Origin of the sequence: Acetobacter aceti (assembly GCF_002005445.1) — a bacterium.
Classification (GTDB): domain Bacteria; phylum Pseudomonadota; class Alphaproteobacteria; order Acetobacterales; family Acetobacteraceae; genus Acetobacter; species Acetobacter aceti_B.
In genome coordinates, this window is the sequence record NZ_CP014692.1 from 1,654,766 (window position 1) to 1,673,768 (window position 19,003).

Genomic DNA, 19,003 nt, shown 5'->3' on the forward strand with positions numbered 1-19,003 from the left:
TAGGATCAATTGTAACGGATTGTCATCTCTTGTGATCAATCTCCACTTCCAGACGCTGGAGCTCCGCCAAGCGAGCCCGTGGAAAAAGCCAGACTCGTCGCGGCGATCAGGGCGGCGAAGTAGGCATCTGATTGACTGATTGTGGCATCCAGCAGGCCGTTCTGGGCGATCGTCGCCTGCGTGATGGAACCGACGCCGCTCCGATAGGCCGTAAAAGCGGCGTTGAAGCTTGTCTGGGCAGCGGTTTTCAGCCGGGTCGAGGCGGTGTAGGCGCTCAGGCTGGTGTGCACGGCGTTTTCGGCAACCACAACCTGACGCACCGCCTCGTTGACGGTCTGCTGCAACGTGGCGTTGGCGCTGTCCGACTGGTTCTCGGCCTGCTTGAGAAAAGCCGCCCGCATCCCGCCGTCGAAAACCGGCACCGAGATGCCCCCCAGAATCAGACTGCTGAAACGGTTGCTGGACAGGTTCAGGGTGGGATTCGAATCATTGCCGATACCCGGCACAGACGAGAGAGCGAGGCGACCGGTCGTGTAGGCGACGTTGCCGGAGACAAAGACCTTTGGAAGAAACTCGCTTTTCGCCGCGGAAACCCGACTGTCGGCAGCCCGCGCCGCAGCATAGGCCGCAAGGACATCCGGACGTCGCGAGACGGCGGTCCTGACCATCTCATCCGTCAGCCGCCCGTCATCCGGCGAAAGAGGGCGACCGGACACATCCAGCGTTGCAACGTCCGACTGGCTCGACACGCCCATGGCTGTCATCAGGGCCAGACGGGTATTCTGGTCCTCTCCTTCAGCCTGCACGACCCGTAGTTCATCCTGCGACGTGATCTGCCGGGCCTGCGTGACATCAACGATCGTGCCCTGTTCCTGTTTCAGGCGCGCTTCCGCGGCAGCCTGCACATGACGGGCGTTGGCGAGCGCTTCCTTCAGAAGACGCAGACGGGTTTCGGCGGCTGCATGCATGTAAAAGGCCGTCGTCACTCCATAGATGATCTTCTGGTGAGCGGCCGTGAACAGAATGTTGGAGGCAACCTGCATCTGCTTGACCGCTTCGATGCTGGCTTCCCGTTTTCCGAAGTCAAAGAGCAGCCACTGCATGCCGAGAGTCTGCACTTCACCCGATCCTGACCCGCCACCGCCATTGTTACGTGTATAGTGGTCGAGATTGCCAAGACCGTCATTGATGAGGGCGCTGATTGGGCCACCAGCACTGATGGATGCGTTCGAATCCGAAGAATGGCTGTGGGTGTAGCCGCCGACCACCGTGGCTGTCAGTTGCGGAAGGTAGATGCTTTTGGCGATCCCGACGGCAAGGGCCGCATCCCGCGCGGTGTTCCAGGCGCGCCGTGTTTCGGGATTGCGGGATTGCGCGACGTCAATCAGTTCCGCCAGCGAGTAGGGATGATCCTGCCGTGCGATCAGTTCGGGAGACTGCGCGTGCTGGAGGACATCCTTGTTGGATGGAAGGGTGAATCCCTCAGGAAGAACCAGCCCGTGGCGCGGGTGGATTTCTCCCTGATCAGAGGGGATGATGGCTCCCGATGCGGACGTTGTGGGAGCCCATGGCCTGTCCGGGTTTTGGGGGGCGGTCGCAAGCTCGGAGGTCGCGCATCCGGTCAGAAAAACGGTGCAGGACAGGGCGAGCGCAGTGCGACGATTCATGAAAGGACGCTTTCCAGATGAGCAAGGCGGGTTTCCGCATGCGGTCGGGCAGCGGGATCAAGCAGAGTGGTGCTGACGATTTCGGCCTCATGAAACAGACCGTCCAACTGTTCGAGATGGTCCATGTCGGCGCGCATGTGGTCCGGTTCCACAAAGGCGTATTCACTCTGCCGCTCGGCAAGTGAGATGGCTTCCTGAACGCTGACTGCGCAGGCGAGCCGGTCTGAAGACGTCACCGCGTCCCGCTGTTTCCCCAGCCGCTGCACGATGGTCTTCAGGCGGGCGTCGATACCGTTAAAGGCGCTGCTGGGCCAGAAACTGGTGAACATCGCGTAGGTCACGAAATTGCCCAGCATGATGCCAAGGATACGATCACGCGCCGTGGCCATGTCGCTTGTCGGTCCATAGCCCTTCAGGTCGGTGAGATAAAAGGCGATACCGATCTGAAACCCGGCATAGGCGATGCGTTCGTCACCCGTCTTGACCCATGCCGCCAGCAGGGAGACCACGAAAACCAGACACAGGAACGATGTGATGTCATTGAAGTGAGGAATCACGAAAACAATGGCGCCGATCCCGATTGCGCCGCCGATCAGCGCGCCGACAATGCGGAGCGTGAGCTTGGAGATCATCTCGCCCATTGTCGGCTGGGCGACGATGAAACAGGTGATGATGCAGGTATGGATACCCGGCCAGTCCAGAATGCTGAAAATGAAATAGCTGAGCATGACCGCCGCCGTCCCCTTGACGGCGAAGCGGGTGTGATCCGGATTGGTGAAAGCATCCGCTGAAAAAAAACCGCTTTTTGGTGCTTTCTTGTCAGTCTTCTCGCTGGTTTTCTCGGGCGGCGGAACGGTGAGTATTTCTAGAATATCCGCCATTGCACGGTATTCAGGCTGTCGATCATTCAGCAGGGGATTGGCGGCGCTTTCCGGGCAGACGCCTTTTTCGAACCGGGTGGCGGAAGCGTTCAGCGCATCGATCAGGAGAACGGGTGGCTCATGGCGCGCGTCTTTTTCCGACTGCCACTTCACCAGTGCCAGAGAAAGAAGCCCTTCGCTGGCGTTGGCCGCCTGCTCCAGACGGGCCAACTCGTTCGATGACCACATTTTTTCCAGCCGCGCCATTTTGAGGGACTTGACCAGCCCGGCGGCTCCTTCACGCAGAAGATCGGTGGCGCGCTCATGCGTGACTTTATCGGCGCTCGAAAGCAGGGTCGCGCTCATGCGCAGACGGGCGGCAATCCCCTGCATGACTATTGTGCGCGGCGATGGGCAGATCAGCAGGCCGATCACCAGCATCACAACGCCGGGTACGGCGAGGAAAAGGTCGACGTAAAGAACGGCCCGGGTAATGATCTCGCCGACCGGCACCTGATCGATGGCGATGAGACCGTATACAACAATCAGGCCGAGCATATAGGCGACCGGCTTCAGCTTGCTGGCCGAGCCGAGGAAGAAGAAGCAGAACGACAGCCCGGCGATGGCGGCTGTCAGAGCCATCGGGTTATCCAGTGTGAGCCGTATCCAGAGATAAACAAAAGCCAGCAGCAGAACGATAAGGATATTGATCGCAATGCCCGCCAGCGCGTTGGTCACACGGTCCTTCTGCCACAGCGCCATGGTGACGAGGGCAGGGACGGCGAGGTCCGGAACCTGCCAGATCTCGCCGACAAGCACAGTCACCGTGCATCCGGCCGCCATACCCAGCGCGTGGCCCTGACGCCCCGGCGAAGGGTTGCACACCATTCGCCACAGACGTGGGAGATCGGGTTTTCTCAGGGAAAACTCCGGTTTAGTGGCAGGACGCGCCATGCCGTATCTCAAAAGTCGCCGTCGCGCCCATCCTGAGCAAAGTCGGGTCGGCATGGTCCAGCCTGACGCGGACGGGGAATCTCTGTGCGACGTGGACCCAGTCCATCTGGCGCGGCACGAGCGGCAGCCCGCGTGCCAGTCCGGCCGAATCCAGCGACATGACGCCGAAGCCGATACTGTCGACCACGCCGTGAATGGCATGCGTGCGGTCGATCATGGAATACACCGTGGCGCAGTCACCGGGATGGACGGTGGCCAGATCGGTCTCACGCAGGTTGCCGACAGCATGCCATTCGTCGTCCGCGATCAGGGTGAACAGAGCCTGCGCCGGGGCAAGGACCTCGCCCGTCTTGACATGCAGACTGGTGACATATCCGTCCGCAGGCGCCCGCACCTCTGTCTGCGCCAGTTCATAGCGCACACGGGCAAGGGCGGCGTTGCTGGCGTCACGGGCGGCAATGGAACTTTTCAGGTCACCAATGGCCGTCGTGGCCGCGACAGACTGCTGTGTCGCCTGCGTCAGTGAAATCTCCGCATTATGCGCCATGACCTGCGCCTGGTCATATTCCTGCATGGGAATGTAGGAATTCTGTGCAAGAGGAGCGAGGCGTCGGACCGTGCGGGCGGTCAGGTCGCGGTTGGTGGTCGCGCGATGGACCTGATCCTGCGCGGAACTCGCTTCGATCGTCTTGATGGTTACCAGACGTTGCTGATGTTCGACTTCGGCCTGCGTCAGAGCCGCGCTGGCTTCCGCCTGCTTTAGTGTCAGTTGGTAAGGTTCGGAGTCGATCCGGTAGAGCAGATCACCTTTATGAACGTGCTGGTTTTCCTGCACATGCAGTTCGACCAGACGGCCACCGACGACAGACGCCACATGCACAAACTCGGCATCGATGGAGGCGCTGTCCGTGGATGGATACGCTGTGTCCTGATGCGAGATGTGAATCCCGAACAGGATGGCGGCCGTCACACAGACAGCAGCGATCACGATGCCCGGTCTGTTCGTATTTTTTTGTTTTTCAGGCGTAGCGGCAGTCTGCATGGGTCAGGGTCCGAATGCCAGCGCCCACACAAGCAGGGCTATGAGCACGCCAAGAGAGACGTATGTAAAGAGGCGGAATCTCAGGATGGCGTCAATCCCGAGCGCAAGGAAAGCCACGCGAAAACAGACGGCGGCCAGAATGCCGATGATGGCGCACATCATCCATGCCGGGAAATAGGCTCCCACCAGAGGAAAGGAGGGCGCGCCACGGAGGGAGCATCCCGTGAGCATGAGGAGGCTGGCGGTTGTTGTCAGCGGCTTCACGCGGAAAGGCCAGAAAGAAGACGTCACGATGATATTCTTTCCCGCATGAAGGGCCGCAGCACCACTCACAAGTCCTTTTCCTGAAGATATTTGCATGAAATGTCTTTTGAAGAACGGCAGATGAATAAACAAGTTCACTGGATGGAAAAAGCCTCGATCAGGCACATGATCGTAACGCAGGCTGCACGCTCCTGTCATAGTCCTGATTGCGGTCTGTTCTCGCAGAAACCGTTATTTTCTTGACAAGAGAAGAGGCGGGGTGTCTTTCATCCGCAGTCGCACGCGGTGGTCGCGGGCGACAGGTAAGGAAAGCAGGCCGGCGGGTGCTTCAGGCACTGCGGGCAAGTCGTTCAGCATCCTGTATGCAGGGCGCAGACATGTCGGGGTCTCGGCCCTGACAGGGAAACAGTTTCTACATGGCTTCAGCCACACAGACAGCCACCGATCATTTTCGCGGTGAAGATTTTGCAACGCTGCTCGATGAAACACTCGGGCAGGATAGCGGCTTTGAAGGATCGGTGGTCAAGGGCTGCGTTGTCCGCCTGACCGATGATTTCGCGATTGTTGACGTTGGCCTGAAGAGCGAGGGCCGCGTTGCCCTGCGCGAGTTCGGCCCTCCGGGCGCTGCCTCGGAAGTCAAACCGGGCGATGTCATCGAGCTTTACATCGAGCGTTACGAAGACCGTGATGGTTCCATCGTTCTGTCGCGTGAGAAAGCTCGCCGCGAAGAAGCATGGACCAACCTGGAGAAGGCTTTCGAGGCCAACCAGCGCGTCAACGGCACGATCTATGGTCGCGTCAAGGGCGGCTTCACGGTTGATCTCGGCGGCGCCATGGCGTTCCTGCCGGGCAGTCAGGTCGATATCCGTCCGGTTCGCGATGTAACCCCTCTGATGGGCGTTCCGCAGCCGTTCCAGATCCTGAAGATGGACCGCGCTCGCGGCAACATCGTCGTTTCGCGTCGTGCGGTTCTTGAAGAGACCCGCGCAGAGCAGCGCAGCGAGCTGATCCAGGGCCTGAAGGAAGGCATGATCCTCGACGGTGTGGTCAAGAACATCACCGACTACGGTGCGTTCGTGGACCTCGGCGGCGTCGATGGCCTCCTGCATGTCACCGACATCGCCTGGAAGCGCATCAACCATCCGTCCGAAGCTCTGCAGATCGGTCAGCCGGTTCGCGTGCAGGTCATCCGCTTTAACCCGGATACGCAGCGCATTTCTCTCGGCATGAAGCAGCTTGAGGCTGACCCATGGGAGAACGTGGCGCTCAAGTATCCGCCGGGCGCACGCTTCACGGGTCGCGTCACGAACATCACCGATTACGGTGCGTTCGTCGAGCTGGAGCCGGGCGTCGAAGGTCTGGTGCACGTTTCCGAAATGTCCTGGACGAAGAAGAACGTCCATCCGGGCAAGATCGTCGCTACTTCGCAGGAAGTCGACGTCATGGTTCTGGATGTGGACAGCACGAAGCGTCGTATCTCCCTCGGCCTGAAGCAGGTTCAGCGCAATCCCTGGGAGCAGTTCGCGGAAGAGCACAAGGTTGGCTCGATCGTGGAAGGCGAGATCCGCAACATCACCGAGTTCGGCCTGTTCATCGGCCTGTCCGCGGACATCGACGGCATGGTTCACATGTCCGACCTGTCATGGGACGAAGCTGGCGAAGAAGCCATGAAGAACTACGAAAAGGGTCAGGTCGTTCAGGCCAAGGTCCTCGACGTGGATGTCGAGAAAGAGCGTATCTCCCTCGGTATCAAGCAGCTTCAGGAAGATCCTGCCGCTGACGTCCTGACGGGCGTGCAGAAGGGCGCGATCGTGACCTGCGTGGTGACGGCGGTTCAGACCAACGGCATCGAAGTCAAGGTCGACGACGTTCTGTCCGGCTTCATCCGTCGCACGGAACTGGCTCGTGACAAGGCTGAGCAGCGTCCGGAGCGTTTCGCCGTCGGTGAGCGCGTCGATGCGAAGGTTGTCTCGGTTGACCGTGCAGCCCGCAAGCTTGCCCTGACCATCCGTGGTCGTGAGCAGGACGAAGACAAGCAGGCCATCAACGAGTATGGCTCTTCTGACAGCGGTGCGTCGCTGGGTGACATCCTCAGCGCAGCCATCCGTCGTCGGAGTGCTGACGCCTGATTAAGGCTATCTTAGTCTGACTATGGAAAATGGCATCTCGATTGAGATGCCATTTTTTTTGTACACGATCGGTAAGTGATTGAAGCGCAGGTCTTTTGCCGGGCAGGTGTTTGCGGTAAAGTCTCAAAAAGAATTGATGTTCGATCTGTGTAGTTATTCAGGGAAGGCGAAGACGGAAACGTCGGCGTAGGTCAATGGCAGTCATATACAATACGAACTACACGCATAATCCGAACTACTACCTTACGCTTGCCTTTGAACGAGCTGCCAAAACAGTGCTTGGTGACAGCAATGTTGTCGTTGCTGATAATATGTCTCTTGCTGGTCTGGCTGCGCAGGGCGAACATGACGTTCTGATCTGCATTGACGGCCAGCGCATCAACCTGGAGTTGATGCGTCGGGTCAGGCCTGCCTTCAAGACAATGATTTTCTGGGCGTTTGAAGACCCGTTCATGGTGTCCTTCAATGTCGATAACATCGGTCTCTTCGACTACGTCTTTACGAACGATCCTTCCTGTGTCGATTTTTATCAGGGCAAGGGGCATTACCTGCCTCTGGCGGCCAGTCTTTCACTGCATGAACGCAAGGTGAAGACCGCAGCCGATCTCGATTACGATATCTTCTTCGCCGGTACGATGTGGCCGAATCGCGTCGAAACCCTTCGTCGTGTCATCACGGCCTTCCCGGACGCCAGAATCAAGCTTGTCTGCCCAGGTAACGAATATCTGCCGCCTCTGCCTGCCGACCTTGTGGATCTAGCGATCCAGCGCCCCATCAGCCATGAAGCCTTTATCGACTTCGCCAATGCCAGCGCGGTGACGCTCACCATGTTCCGTGACTACGCCAGTCATGGTGACGTCGGGCAGGCCACAGCCCCTGGACCGCGATTCTACGAGCTTGGGCTTGCCGGCACGGCTCAGGTTGTCGAAGCGGGCGAGCAGCTTGATGAGCGTTACATCCATGAAGTCGCCGGTGCGAGCATGTCGCGTTCGGTCGAGGGTGTGATCGAGCATATTGCCGCCCTGCTGGCCAACAAATCTCTTCGCCGCAAGCAGGCGACGGCCGCCCAGAAAGCCGTTCTGGATGCTCACCTGTATGATCATCGTCTGCGGAAGATGATGGAAGTGACGGGTGCCGATTTTGGCCGTCATGTCGTTTCCAAAGAAACATCCGTTCCTGCGCGTCGTGGCCGTCTGCGTGTGCTGATGTGCACTCACTCCACAATTCATGAGCAGGCCTGGGGCGGGGTTGAGGTCTATCAGCAGACCATCGCCTCCATGCTGTTGCGTGACGTTGAATTCTTCTACTGGCTGCACCGTGACGGTATGTGCCGCCTGACAGATGCCAGCGGTCGTGAGATCGAGAGCTTTGATGTGCCCGACACGGGCTGGCTCGACACGATGTGCGACGGTCCGGAGGAGATGGCGTTCTCAGCCGCGATCAGTCAGTACAACTTTGACATCGTGCATTTCCAGCATCTGGGGCATCACTGTCTCTCTCTTCCCATCATCGCCAAGGCGAATGGTGTCGGCGTCGTGTTCTCGGCGCATGACTTTTTCCTGCTGTCGTCCCGCTACAACCTGCTGAACCACGAGCTTCGCTATTGCGAGGAAGAGGTGAAGTGGGTGCTGGCCGCCGATATTTCCATGAAACGCTCTGACAATGTCGAGTTCGGTGGCGAGCAGACACGTCGCGCGTTTGTTTCGAAAATGCTTGAGTCGGTGGATGTGATCCTGTTCGGGACGCGACACTCACATGACCTGACCCACGAAATCTATCCGCACCTTGAGAAGAAAGTCAGCCTGACGCTGGGTATTCCTTCTCCGGAACCCACGTCTCCCATCGCGCCAAAAACCTATGAGCCGCTGAATGGCCGTCGCCTGGGTGTTGCCGTGATTGGTAACTTCCTGCGCACCAAGGGTGCGGATGCTGTTCTCAGCATCATCGAGATGGCCAATTCCGATCTCTTCGAGTTCCATATCTTTGGATATGTCCATCCGGAGTATGAAGGTATTCTCAACAATATGCACAAAACCAATGTGCATGTTTACGGGCGTTATTCCGCTGGTGATGTCGAGGCTCTGAAGATCGCGGATGTGGCGCTCAACCTGTCGATCTGGCCCGAAACCTACTGTATTTCACTCTCCGAATCCTGGCAGAGTGGCCTTATCCCCATTGTTACGGATGTTGGTGCGCTTGGCGACCGTGTCGAAGACGGCGTCAACGGATTCAAGGTTCCTATCGGCAGCCCCGCAGACGTTCTGCAGCGTCTTGAACTGATCCGCTGCAGCGAAGCGGTTCGCAAGGATCTGATGGCGAATATCGGACCGCATCTGTGGACTGACGCCCGCGAGTATGGCGATGCGCTGCTTCAGCTTTATCGGGATGTGGCGCCTCGCCGCGACATGGGCAGCAGCAATGTGCAGTTCGATGTGGGGCAGGTGCATCTGCTGCCGCATGCTTCCTGGAAAAATCAGGCTCCGCCGCGCCATATCTTCGATCCACCGACAACGCGTGATCTGTCCATCGAGCTTCCGGAAACGGTCACGGACTGGTATTCGATTCAGGGTGCGGAATATTACATCGACGATGTCTGCCGCCATGTCTTCGCCGAGTATGAAGATGAAGATTTCGTCGCGGCAGGAGAGTTCCACATTCGCGGATGGTATGTGGTGCCGGGTGTTTCCGGTTCCGGGCACCTCTATACGGTTCTGATGGGTGAGGAGGATATCCCGCCGATCTTTATCCCGACGCAACGTGAAGTCCGTTCGGATGTTACGGGTCTGTTCCCTGGCGCGCCCCGCCGTTCAGGGTTTTCCGCACAGGTTGCCCTGCGTGGAAAATGGTGTGAGGGGGTCTTCCGCATCGGCCTCGTCAATGTCGTGCATGGCAAGGGCGCATTCCAGCTGACGTCCGTACAGATCGAGGTTGAGGGCGGCCGTATTGTCAGTATCGCTCGCCTGCCCCCTTCGAACGGTCAGATCCTGCGTGATTTCGAGCGCGTCTCGGAAAGCGATGGTGTGCTGAGAGGCGTCAAGCTCTGTGCGCTCGGCAGCGTGGTTGGCCAGCAATACAAAGGCGAACTGCAATATTACATTGATCACTTCAGCGGCCTGATCGAGGACGGTGGCCACCATGAAAGGGATCTGCCGGAAAGCGACCTGATCATTCGGGGCTGGGCATTCCTGCGTGGTCTTTCACGTGCGGGGCAGGTGTATGTTGTGCTGGTGAATGAGGAAACCGGAGCGCCGATCTTCATGGCCACTTCGCGCCTGATTCGTCAGGATGTGCAGACCATCTTCCACGATGCGCCGCTATGTGTCGGTTTTGTTGGTAATCTGAGCCTGAAAAGAGGCTTCAACGAAACCCTGAATGGCTGGCATCGTATCGGCCTGCTGAACGTGGTCGGCGACGAGGTCGGCTTCCAGGCGACAGGCATTCGCATACTGTGTGAAGACAATCAGGTTCGGACTGTAGAGGAATCGGCGCCTGTCAAAACGGTTGTCGAATACTGTGCTGAAACCGTACGTGACCTTGTTGAACACTGAGCGGTAGTCTGGATAAGCGCCGGCAATGCAGCTCAGTGACGCGATATTTAGTGGTCCAGCCGTTTTTGAATGGCATGGAGGCGAGGCGGCACGGATACCCGCGTGGCATCATTTCGATGGTGACTGGTATGTCGCCACTTATCCTGGCGTGAAGCGTGATCTGGCTGCCGGTATAGGAGCCAATGCGCTCGGTCACTATAGGGCCATCGGTCAGAGGCGGGGCTATGCGCCCAACCGATGGTTCGATGAAGGCTGGTATCGCTCTGTTCATGAGGATGTTGCGGCATCCATCGCAGACGGTGAGATACAGTCCGGCTTTCAGCATTATGTGCAGCAGGGGTACCGTAACCATGCTCCTCACTGGCTGTTTTCTGAACAGTTTTATCGGACCCATGAGCCTGATCTGACAGGGGCAGTTCTCAAGGCGGCAGGTCTTGCGAATGGCTATGACCACTATCTCTCCGAAGGAGATGGAGGTTTTCGTGCAGGCAGCCTGTTCTTCGATCCCTCTGTATTTGGCGCCTCTGTCGCTCGACAGGGGGGAGCGGATTTTTGCGTATTCAGATGTTTTATCGACAATCTGGACGGTGAGGCAGATCGCTTCCGGGCGTCGTGGTATTTCGATCCGGTCTGGTATCTTGAGCGGTATCCTGAAGTCAGGACGCTGATTGCTGACCGGTCCTTTTCCTGCGCCCTGCATCATTATCTGACCAAAGGTGAAGCTGCGGGTTATTCGCCACAGGCGGCTTTTTCCGAAGAATTCTATCGGGAGCGCTATCCGGATGTTGGCGCGTGCGTCGCAGCAGGGCAGTTCCGGTCCGGCTATGATCACTTTCTTGCGGCGGGCGCATTTGAGGGCAGACAGCCTTCACCGGAGATCGCTCTGGTGGATTATGCCGCCAAACCGATGGTCCGGGCCGATGTGGGCTGTGGCATCTTTCGAGATCCGTTCGCACACTGGGTCGCAGCCCAGCACCGGCAGGAGGTCGGCAGCGACGACGGCGTTCTGGACGAAGCCCATTCCAAGATGATGTTCTGCCGGGAAGCGGCTGGTCTTCTGGTGGAAGCCGGTCGCCGAACGCTGGATTTCAGTTACACAGGAACGCCTGCGGTCAGCGTCATCATGGTGCTGTACAACCAGTTTCCCTTGACCCTGATGGCGCTGGCCTCCCTGCGCGACTGCTTTCCCGGCGCGCTGGAACTCATCATCATCGATTCGGGATCCCGTGATGAGACGCGACGGCTGCAAGAGTATGTTTCAGGGGCCACAATCAGGCATCTCGACTACAATGCGAGCTTTCTGCTGTCCTGCAACATGGCGCTCGAAATGGTCTCGGCGGATGCTGTCCTGTACCTGAACAATGATGTGAAGCTGGCGCCGGGAGCCGTGCAGAACGCGCTGGATCGTTTAACGTCTGACCCGAAGATCGGTGCGGTTGGCGGCAAGATCATCCGCACAAATGGACGGTTGCAGGAAGCTGGATCGATCATCTGGCGTGACGGCAGCGCGTATGGCTATCTGCGTGACGCTGACCCCAACTGCCCTGAAGCCAACTTCGTTCGGGACGTGGATTACTGTTCGGGTGCGTTCCTGATGGTCTCGACAGCCATTGCCAGGGCGCTAAATGGCTTTGATGTGGCCTACGCTCCGGCTTATTTCGAAGAGTCCGATTTCTGTGTGCGTATCATCCAGAACGGATACCGGGTGGTCTACGATCCGTTTGTCGTGATTGAACATCTCGAATTCGGTTCGTCCTGCTCAAGCAGTTCGCTGGCGCTGATGCAGAGGAACCGTCGTATCTTCGTGTCCAGACAGGCCGAGTTCCTGCGCGGGCAGTACCCGGCCCATGCAGGAAACGCCGTTCTTGCCCGGTCACGTCCGACAAACGGACTGCGCATCCTTTTTGTTGAAGACCGTATCCCGTTGCGAAGCCTTGGGTCGGGCTATGTCCGGTCAAATGATATCGTACGCAGCATGGCCCGTCAGGGATGTGCTGTGACCGTGTTTCCGGTCGATGCGCATTATCATTCGCTCAGCCGCGTCTATGGCGATTTTCCTGACACGGTTGAGGTGCTTTTTGATCGTTCAGCCGAGGATCTGGACAGATTTCTGGAAGAGCGGGCAGGGGCGTTTGATCTGGTGTGGGTCGGGCGCACCCATAACCTGGCCAGACTGTTGCCGGTTCTGCACAAGAACAGTCGTTATCTGCCGAAAACCGAATTCATTCTTGATACGGAAGCCGTTATCAGTCCCCGTCGCATTCTCCGGGATGAAGTGCTGGGGCTGGCTGAACCGTCTCTGCCGAATGCTCTCGACCTGGCGCTCCGGGAGGAATTCGACTGCGCCTATTTCTGTCAGAAAATTATAGCGGTTACCGACAGGGAGGCCAGATTTATCCGGCGTGCCGGACACCCGAATGTCGTCGTGATCGGCCATTCACTACAGGCGCGTTCCACCAGAAGGAGCTTTTCTGAAAGAAAAGACCTTCTGTTCGTGGGTGCAATTGTGGACGAGGCTTCCCCCAATCTTGATTCGCTGATCTGGTTTGGCCGTGAGGTCATGCCGAAGGTGCAGGCCGAACTGGGAAGCGAAGTCCGGCTGACCGTAGTGGGTTCGCGCTCCCGCAAGGTCGATCTTTCATGCCTGAATGAGTTTGAAGGATTGGATCTTGTCGGCGAAGTGGAAGATCTGGAGCCGTTTTATGATGCGCACCGGGTGTTTATTGCGCCGACGCGCTTTGCGGGGGCATCCCTTACAAAATTCACGAGAGCGCTTCCTTCGGTCTGCCTGTTGTCGCAAGCGATCTTCTGATTGCTCAACTGGGCTGGACGGATGGAGAGGATATTGTATCCGGTGGAGCGCCAGACGCGGGCGTGTTCGCTGATGCTGTTATCCGGCTTTATCGTGAAGAAACATTCTGGAGCCACATCCGTGAGGGAGCTCTGAAGCGGCTTGCGGAAGACTGTGCTCCGGACCGGTTTGACGCTGCGGTGGCGGCTGTGCTGGAAGGCGCACGCCAATGAAAACGCGACGTTGCGAACGAGATCAACCAAGACCCGATAAGGACTGGAGAGACTGATGGCGAAGACAGGCGAATATTCCGGGCGGGTTCTGATCTGCAGTGGCGGACGTTTTGAATCGCAGGCCAATGTTCAGATCCGTGAATCGATCATGGCGGGCTGGGCCGAATGCTTTGGCGAGGAAAATGTCACTGCGGCCAACATCAGCGGCGCGGCGGCGGCGATACGTTTTCTGAAACCGACCGTGGTGTTCGGTATCGGCTCGTATCTGCCGGAAAGCACCTATTTCGGTGAAATCAATCGCGAAGCCAAGAAGATCGGCGCCGCGACCGTTTTCTGGGCGACCGAAGATCCTTACGAGCAGGATGCGAACTATCGCATCGGACAGGACTTTGACGCAGTGTTCTCCTGCGAGCGCTGGGGTTCGAACTTCTATACCCGTGACAATGTCTGGCATCTGCCGCTCGCAGCCTGCCCGAAGCTGCATTATCGCCCGATCGATGAAACCGTTGAGCGGAACATCGACGTACTGTTCTGTGGCGTGGCTTTCACAAACCGCAAGGACATTGTCCGCGGTCTGCTGCCGACCCTGCGCAATCTGAACATCAAGATCATTGGTCCGGGCTGGGGCGAACTGGGCATCGGGTTCTCGGATGCCCGTCTGGAAAAAGAACAGCTCGTGCAGTTCTATCAGCGGTCCAAGCTGGTCCTGAACCTCGGTCGCAGCCTGAGTTTCGAGAACAAGCGATTCCTGATTTCCCCATCCACACCGGGTCCGCGCACCTATGAAGCCGCTGCGGCTGGTGCGTTGCAGGTGTTCCATGAGGATACCTACGAAATCCGGCGCTATTATACGAAAGAGGAAATTCCTTCCTTCTCGAACCGCAAGCAGTTCGAGGAACTGGTCGACAGGTATATCGACAACGGTGACCTCCGTATCGAGACGGCGAAGAAAGCTCAGGCCCGGACGATGGCGGACCACACTTATGGTCATCGTATCCGGCAGGCTCTGGGAATTCTGAAGGAAAACGGCATCCTCAATAGCTGATGCAGTCGAGTGAGGTGGGGACTGCCGCATGACAGGCCCCTGCCATTTTTGTGGCGTAGGGAACCTTTGCAAATTCATCCGATTGGCAAGTTCCGACTGAGCCGGTAACGTGACACTATGGCTGACCAGACCGTTTTCACCACCCCTGATCCTACTGTTCGCGAGCTGCTGGCGACTCACTCGAACCTGTCGCTTGATGTGCGCAGTGGTTTGATGCTGGATGGGGTGCCCCTGCAGGCGATAGCTGACGAGATTGGCACGCCGTGCTGGGTCATGAGTGCTGACACGCTCAGAAAAAGAGCTGCAAAACTGCATAATGCGATGAAGTCGGCGGGACTGTCGGTTTCGACGCATTTCGCGGTGAAGTCGAACGACCACCTCGCCGTGCTGAGTATCGTGTCACAGGCAGGGATGGGCGCTGATGTTGTCAGCGGCGGCGAACTGATCAAGGCCCGAAAGGCTGGCATCCCGGCATCGCGGATCGTGTTCTCCGGTGTCGGCAAAACCGACGCCGAACTGAGGCTCGCTCTTCAGGAGGGCATTGCCCAGATCAATGTCGAAAGTGCTGAAGAGCTGGAGATTCTGTCGGGTGTGGCGTCGTCCATGGGACGTGAGATCGACGTGGCTCTCCGCGTGAATCCTGACGTCGATGCAAAGACGCACGCCAAGATCACCACTGGCGTCGCGGGCAACAAGTTCGGGATTCCATATGATGAGGCTCTTGGACTGTATCGTCTGGCTTCGGAACTGTCTGGATTGAGACCTGTCGGTTACGCGGTGCATATCGGCAGTCAGATTCTGACGATGGAGCCTTATCGGGCGGCGTATGGCCGGATTGCGGAACTCGTGCGCGTGACGCGTCAGGCCGGATTGCCGGTGACGGTTGTGGACTGTGGTGGTGGTCTCGGTATCTGCTACCGTGATGAGGGTGAAGGTTCGCCTGAGGCGCTGGCCGGCGTGATCCGCTCCGAACTCGGTGATCTCGACGTGCATCTGGCCATCGAGCCGGGACGTTGGATTGCTGCCCCCGCAGGCGTTCTGCTGGCAAGCGTGATCCTGCGCAAAAAGGTCACGGAGGGTTCACCGTTCATCATTCTTGATGCGGCCATGAACGATCTGTTGAGGCCTTCGCTGTATGAAGCCTGGCATGGAATTCTGCCTCTCTCGGCGCATGACGCCGTCCTTGCCCCGGAAGAAGCCTGTGTTGTCGGCCCGGTCTGCGAAACCGGCGATACATTTGCCCAAGACCGTAGCCTGCCGCCGCTGCAGAGGGGAGCACGGGTCGCGATCCTTGATACCGGTGCTTATGGCGCCGTGATGAGTTCCACCTACAATGCCCGTCCGCTGGCTGCTGAAGTTCTGGTCGATGGCGATCGCTGGTCAGTGATCCGGCCTCGCCAGAAAGTCGAGGATCTGTGGGCGAATGAAATCCTGTCTGAAGGAATGCGTGTCGAGGCATGAGCATCGCCCCGCCGGAACAGATCAAAAACACAGGTTTGCCTGACGAAACAGAGCGGGCGGCGGATCTCGCTGATGTGCGCAGGAAAGCACGTTCTGTTCTGGTGGTGGAAAGAGTTGCGGTCCTCCTCGCCCCGGCAGCCTCTGTCGCGGGTCTTTATTGTGTCGCCGGGTTCCTGCGTATTCCGCAGACCATGCCTGACTGGCTGCATGCGGTTGTCGAAGTTGGCAGTCTTGGCGCGGTCGTCTGGCTCGGACGGCGTGGACTGAAGCAGTATATCCCGCCGTCCCAGATGGAAGTGGATCGGCGGATCGAGCAGGTGTCCGGTCTGCGGAACAGGCCGCTGGGTTCCATGATGGACCGCTCGTCGGGGGTGGGTTCAGAGATTCTCTGGAGCGCTTATCAGGAGCGGTTGCTGAAATCGTTGGGGCCGCTTCGCTCCGGTTGGCCCGAACTCTCTCGTCTGAATAAAAACCGTTTCCTGCCCGTTGTGGTGCTTGCCCTTGTCGGCACGGGTGTATGGGCCGGAAGCCATGCTCCCGGACGTCTGACCGCCGCCTTTATTCCGGGCATTGACGATCCCGATGTCCCGCTACCGCATGTCGAGGCCTGGATCACGCCGCCACCCTACGCGCTGTCGGCTCCGGTCTTTCTGGCTGACGGGGCTGCGCATGTTCCTGCCGTGCCTGAGGGCTCGGTTCTGGTGTCAACGGTCACCGGCACGCAATCGAGGCCTCACCTGAATGGTGGTTTCAGCCACGAAACCATGCAGGCTCTCGGTCAGCATTCATGGCGGATTCAGGCTGAGCTCGATCAGTCCGGGTCCTTTGTGGTGGGCAGCCGTGGCCGTACGCTGGCTTCCTGGCAACTGACGGTCACGCCGGACGCTCTGCCGCAGGTGGCATGGGGGCCAAATCCCGGTGGAGAAAAGGGCGGTCGTCGGACCCGACTGCCGTACGATGCGCATCACGCCTACGGGCTTGCTTCGCTGGTCGCCGAAATCAGGCTGGCTCATCCGGGGCTACTGACCAAAAGCCGGGTTCTGACAGTGCCTATTTCTCTGAAAGGCCGTCCGATCAGTGCAAAAGGTGTAGCTGGCCCGGATCTGTCGGATGATCCCTGGGCGGGTGAGGAAGTGTCCGCCACACTGGTTGCGACCAGCGTCAGCAAGAAGGTTGCCCGGAGCAGGATTGTCACATTCAGGCTCGGGTCCCGGACGTTCAAGTCTCCTGTGGCGAAGGCCGTGCTTGACCTGAGGCGACGTCTGGCGCTGGGAGATGAGCGTCGTCATGCCGCCGCCGAGGATCTGGCGGCAATTGGAGAGACGCCCGGGCCGATCGATGAGAACACCGGCACGTTTCTCAATCTGACGAGCATTGTCGCTCTGCTCGATAACCGTGACGTGGAGGATGGTGACGCCCGCAATGAAGCCGTGGGACGGCTGTGGGATCTCGCGCTCGATATTGAGGATCAGCTGCGCGGTGGAAAGCAGTCTGCTCAGGCGTCCATTGATGTCCGGGCGGCTCAGGAAGCTGTTTCCGGGCAACTGCGACATATGCGCGAAGACAATGCTCATGGGGCCGAGGATCAGGCGGAACTGAAACGGCGTATGGATGCGCTGCGTGCCGCCATCGACCGCAAGATGCAGGCGCTGGCCGAACAGGCCATACGTGACGGGACCGCCATTCCCGATCTGCCCGGCCTTACGAAATCCGGTGACCGCGCTTTTCAGAAGCTGATGGAACGGTTGCAGGGAGACGCGGCGGAAGGCCACGAGGATGGCGCGATGGACAAGCTGCAGCAGCTTGAGGATTCCATCGAGAAGATGCGCAACGCCACGCCACAGGATATGGCCCAGCTGGCCCAGCAGATGATGGCGCAGCAGAAGCTGAAGGAGCAGGCTGAAAGTCTCGGTGATCTGGTGAAACAGCAGAGTTCGCTTCTGGATCATGCTCAGGCGCGGCTTGACCGGGAGCAGAGGCGGCGCGACCAGAGTGCCGCATCGCAACCCTCCTTGGAGGACAGTGATCTTGGGGCCATGTCCACGTCCGAACTGCTGCGGAAACTTGGCCTCGTGCCGCCTGACGGTGCTGGTGGACCGCCGCAACAGCCTGAGAGCGAAGCGCAGCCTCCCGCCGCTCAGGAACCAGCCCGGCCACCGGATGCCGATAAAAATGACCGGGCCGCTGCGGATGCTGACCAGAAAAGGTCGGATGGAGCTGCCCAGCACGCCCTGATGCGGGCGACTGAAGAACTTGGGAGTGAATTCAAGGAACTTTCAGGGAAGGAGGTTCCTGCGTTTGGCGAAGCTGGCAAGGCCATGAAGGATGCCCGCCATGCTTTGGCGGCGGACAATGATCCGGATGCCGTGAAAGCGGAAACAGCCGCGCTCAAGGCTCTGCAACAGGGACGCAGCCAGATGCGTAAGGCTCTTCAGGGAAAGGGAGGCGGCTCGGGCAGCACGAGTTTCCTGCCGTCCTTTGGTGAAGGCAGCAGTCAGGGCAAGGATGGGAAATCCGGCAGTGGCGACGAGGAGAATGGTGATCCGGGTGAAGGCCAGTCCGGTGACGGGCAGAATGCTGACCGTGATCCGCTGGGTCGTTCTACGGGTGAGGGCGCGGATACCAACCCGAATGCGGGAGATCGTCTGCCTGAGAAGATGTCACGTGAACGGGCGCAGGCTATTGAGGAAGAACTACGGCGCAGGGATTCCGATCGGACGCGTCCGAAAGAGGAACTGGATTACCTGGACAGGCTATTGAAGTCTTTTTGAACTCTCTTTTTTTGTGCTTGCGCGGTCTTCTGAGAGTTTCCAAAAGCGGGCCCTAGTGGCGCTCGATACCGCTGCACGTTTTAGGCCAGACACCAGCGTCTGTGCGGTCGGATAATCGGGTTGATATCTTCCGTGGCGGTGGAACCGGAAAGGTGGATGCGAACGGGCTGGTGATGGAGGCTTCGCTGATGAAAAGGAGAGAGCGCATCACGCACGGCAGATACTGTGCTGGCGATCC

11 protein-coding genes are annotated in these 19,003 nt (G+C 58.6%); 7 read left to right on the top strand and 4 right to left on the bottom strand.

All coding sequences use genetic code 11. The features are described from left to right. Positions 1-35: 35 nt before the first annotated feature. From A0U92_RS07440 to A0U92_RS07455, 4 genes are read right to left on the bottom strand one after another with little or no spacing between them, the layout of a single operon-like run. A complete protein-coding gene (locus tag A0U92_RS07440; RefSeq protein ID WP_077812673.1) occupies positions 36-1,667 on the bottom strand; it encodes a TolC family protein in 1,632 nt (543 codons plus the stop codon). After that, positions 1,664-3,481, bottom strand: a complete 1,818-nt coding sequence (locus A0U92_RS07445) for an FUSC family protein (protein WP_077812674.1) — start codon at positions 3,479-3,481, stop codon at positions 1,664-1,666. The genes A0U92_RS07440 and A0U92_RS07445 overlap by 4 nt, the downstream gene beginning before the upstream one ends. Continuing rightward, a complete protein-coding gene (gene mdtN / locus A0U92_RS07450) occupies positions 3,462-4,523 on the bottom strand; it encodes a multidrug transporter subunit MdtN (RefSeq protein ID WP_077812675.1) in 1,062 nt (353 codons plus the stop codon). Before mdtN ends, A0U92_RS07445 begins: the two co-directional genes overlap by 20 nt. Positions 4,524-4,526: 3 nt before the next feature. Beyond that, the gene (locus A0U92_RS07455) at positions 4,527-4,856 is read right to left on the bottom strand and encodes a YtcA family lipoprotein (protein ID WP_236748312.1); all 330 of its coding nucleotides are present in this window, start codon (positions 4,854-4,856) and stop codon (positions 4,527-4,529) included. Positions 4,857-5,203: 347 nt separating this feature from the next. Between A0U92_RS07455 and rpsA the strand changes: the two genes are divergently transcribed. From rpsA to A0U92_RS07485, 7 genes are all read left to right on the top strand, one after another. Further along, complete coding sequence (gene rpsA / locus A0U92_RS07460) at positions 5,204-6,916, top strand: 30S ribosomal protein S1 (protein ID WP_077812676.1); 1,713 nt, start codon at positions 5,204-5,206, stop codon at positions 6,914-6,916. A gap of 194 nt (positions 6,917-7,110) precedes the next feature. After that, positions 7,111-10,464: a glycosyltransferase family protein gene (locus tag A0U92_RS07465; protein WP_077812677.1), complete on the top strand. Its 3,354-nt coding sequence runs from the start codon at positions 7,111-7,113 to the stop codon at positions 10,462-10,464. A gap of 25 nt (positions 10,465-10,489) precedes the next feature. Further along, complete coding sequence (locus tag A0U92_RS07470; protein WP_236748313.1) at positions 10,490-13,276, top strand: glycosyltransferase; 2,787 nt, start codon at positions 10,490-10,492, stop codon at positions 13,274-13,276. A gap of 62 nt (positions 13,277-13,338) precedes the next feature. After that, positions 13,339-13,488: a hypothetical protein gene (locus A0U92_RS18260; RefSeq protein WP_236748314.1), complete on the top strand. Its 150-nt coding sequence runs from the start codon at positions 13,339-13,341 to the stop codon at positions 13,486-13,488. Positions 13,489-13,543: 55 nt separating this feature from the next. Further along, a complete protein-coding gene (locus tag A0U92_RS07475) occupies positions 13,544-14,533 on the top strand; it encodes a CgeB family protein (protein WP_077812678.1) in 990 nt (329 codons plus the stop codon). Between the two features lie 117 nt (positions 14,534-14,650). Beyond that, on the top strand, positions 14,651-15,994 hold the full coding sequence (lysA, locus tag A0U92_RS07480; RefSeq protein ID WP_077812679.1) for a diaminopimelate decarboxylase: 1,344 nt from the start codon (positions 14,651-14,653) through the stop codon (positions 15,992-15,994). After that, complete coding sequence (locus A0U92_RS07485; protein WP_077812680.1) at positions 15,991-18,765, top strand: DUF4175 domain-containing protein; 2,775 nt, start codon at positions 15,991-15,993, stop codon at positions 18,763-18,765. The genes lysA and A0U92_RS07485 overlap by 4 nt, the downstream gene beginning before the upstream one ends. The last annotated feature ends 238 nt before the right edge of the window (positions 18,766-19,003 follow it).

What these genes read in the sequence shown, in the direction of transcription:
- A0U92_RS07440 (WP_077812673.1), bottom strand. Translation starts at nt 1,667, where the DNA reads ATGAATCGTCGCACTGCGCTCGCCCTGTCCTGCACCGTTTTTCTGACC.
- A0U92_RS07465 (WP_077812677.1), top strand. Translation starts at nt 7,111, where the DNA reads ATGGCAGTCATATACAATACGAACTACACGCATAATCCGAACTACTAC.
- A0U92_RS07445 (WP_077812674.1), bottom strand. Translation starts at nt 3,481, where the DNA reads ATGGCGCGTCCTGCCACTAAACCGGAGTTTTCCCTGAGAAAACCCGAT.
- mdtN (WP_077812675.1), bottom strand. Translation starts at nt 4,523, where the DNA reads ATGCAGACTGCCGCTACGCCTGAAAAACAAAAAAATACGAACAGACCG.
- lysA (WP_077812679.1), top strand. Translation starts at nt 14,651, where the DNA reads ATGGCTGACCAGACCGTTTTCACCACCCCTGATCCTACTGTTCGCGAG.
- A0U92_RS07475 (WP_077812678.1), top strand. Translation starts at nt 13,544, where the DNA reads ATGGCGAAGACAGGCGAATATTCCGGGCGGGTTCTGATCTGCAGTGGC.
- rpsA (WP_077812676.1), top strand. Translation starts at nt 5,204, where the DNA reads ATGGCTTCAGCCACACAGACAGCCACCGATCATTTTCGCGGTGAAGAT.
- A0U92_RS07470 (WP_236748313.1), top strand. Translation starts at nt 10,490, where the DNA reads ATGCAGCTCAGTGACGCGATATTTAGTGGTCCAGCCGTTTTTGAATGG.
- A0U92_RS07485 (WP_077812680.1), top strand. Translation starts at nt 15,991, where the DNA reads ATGAGCATCGCCCCGCCGGAACAGATCAAAAACACAGGTTTGCCTGAC.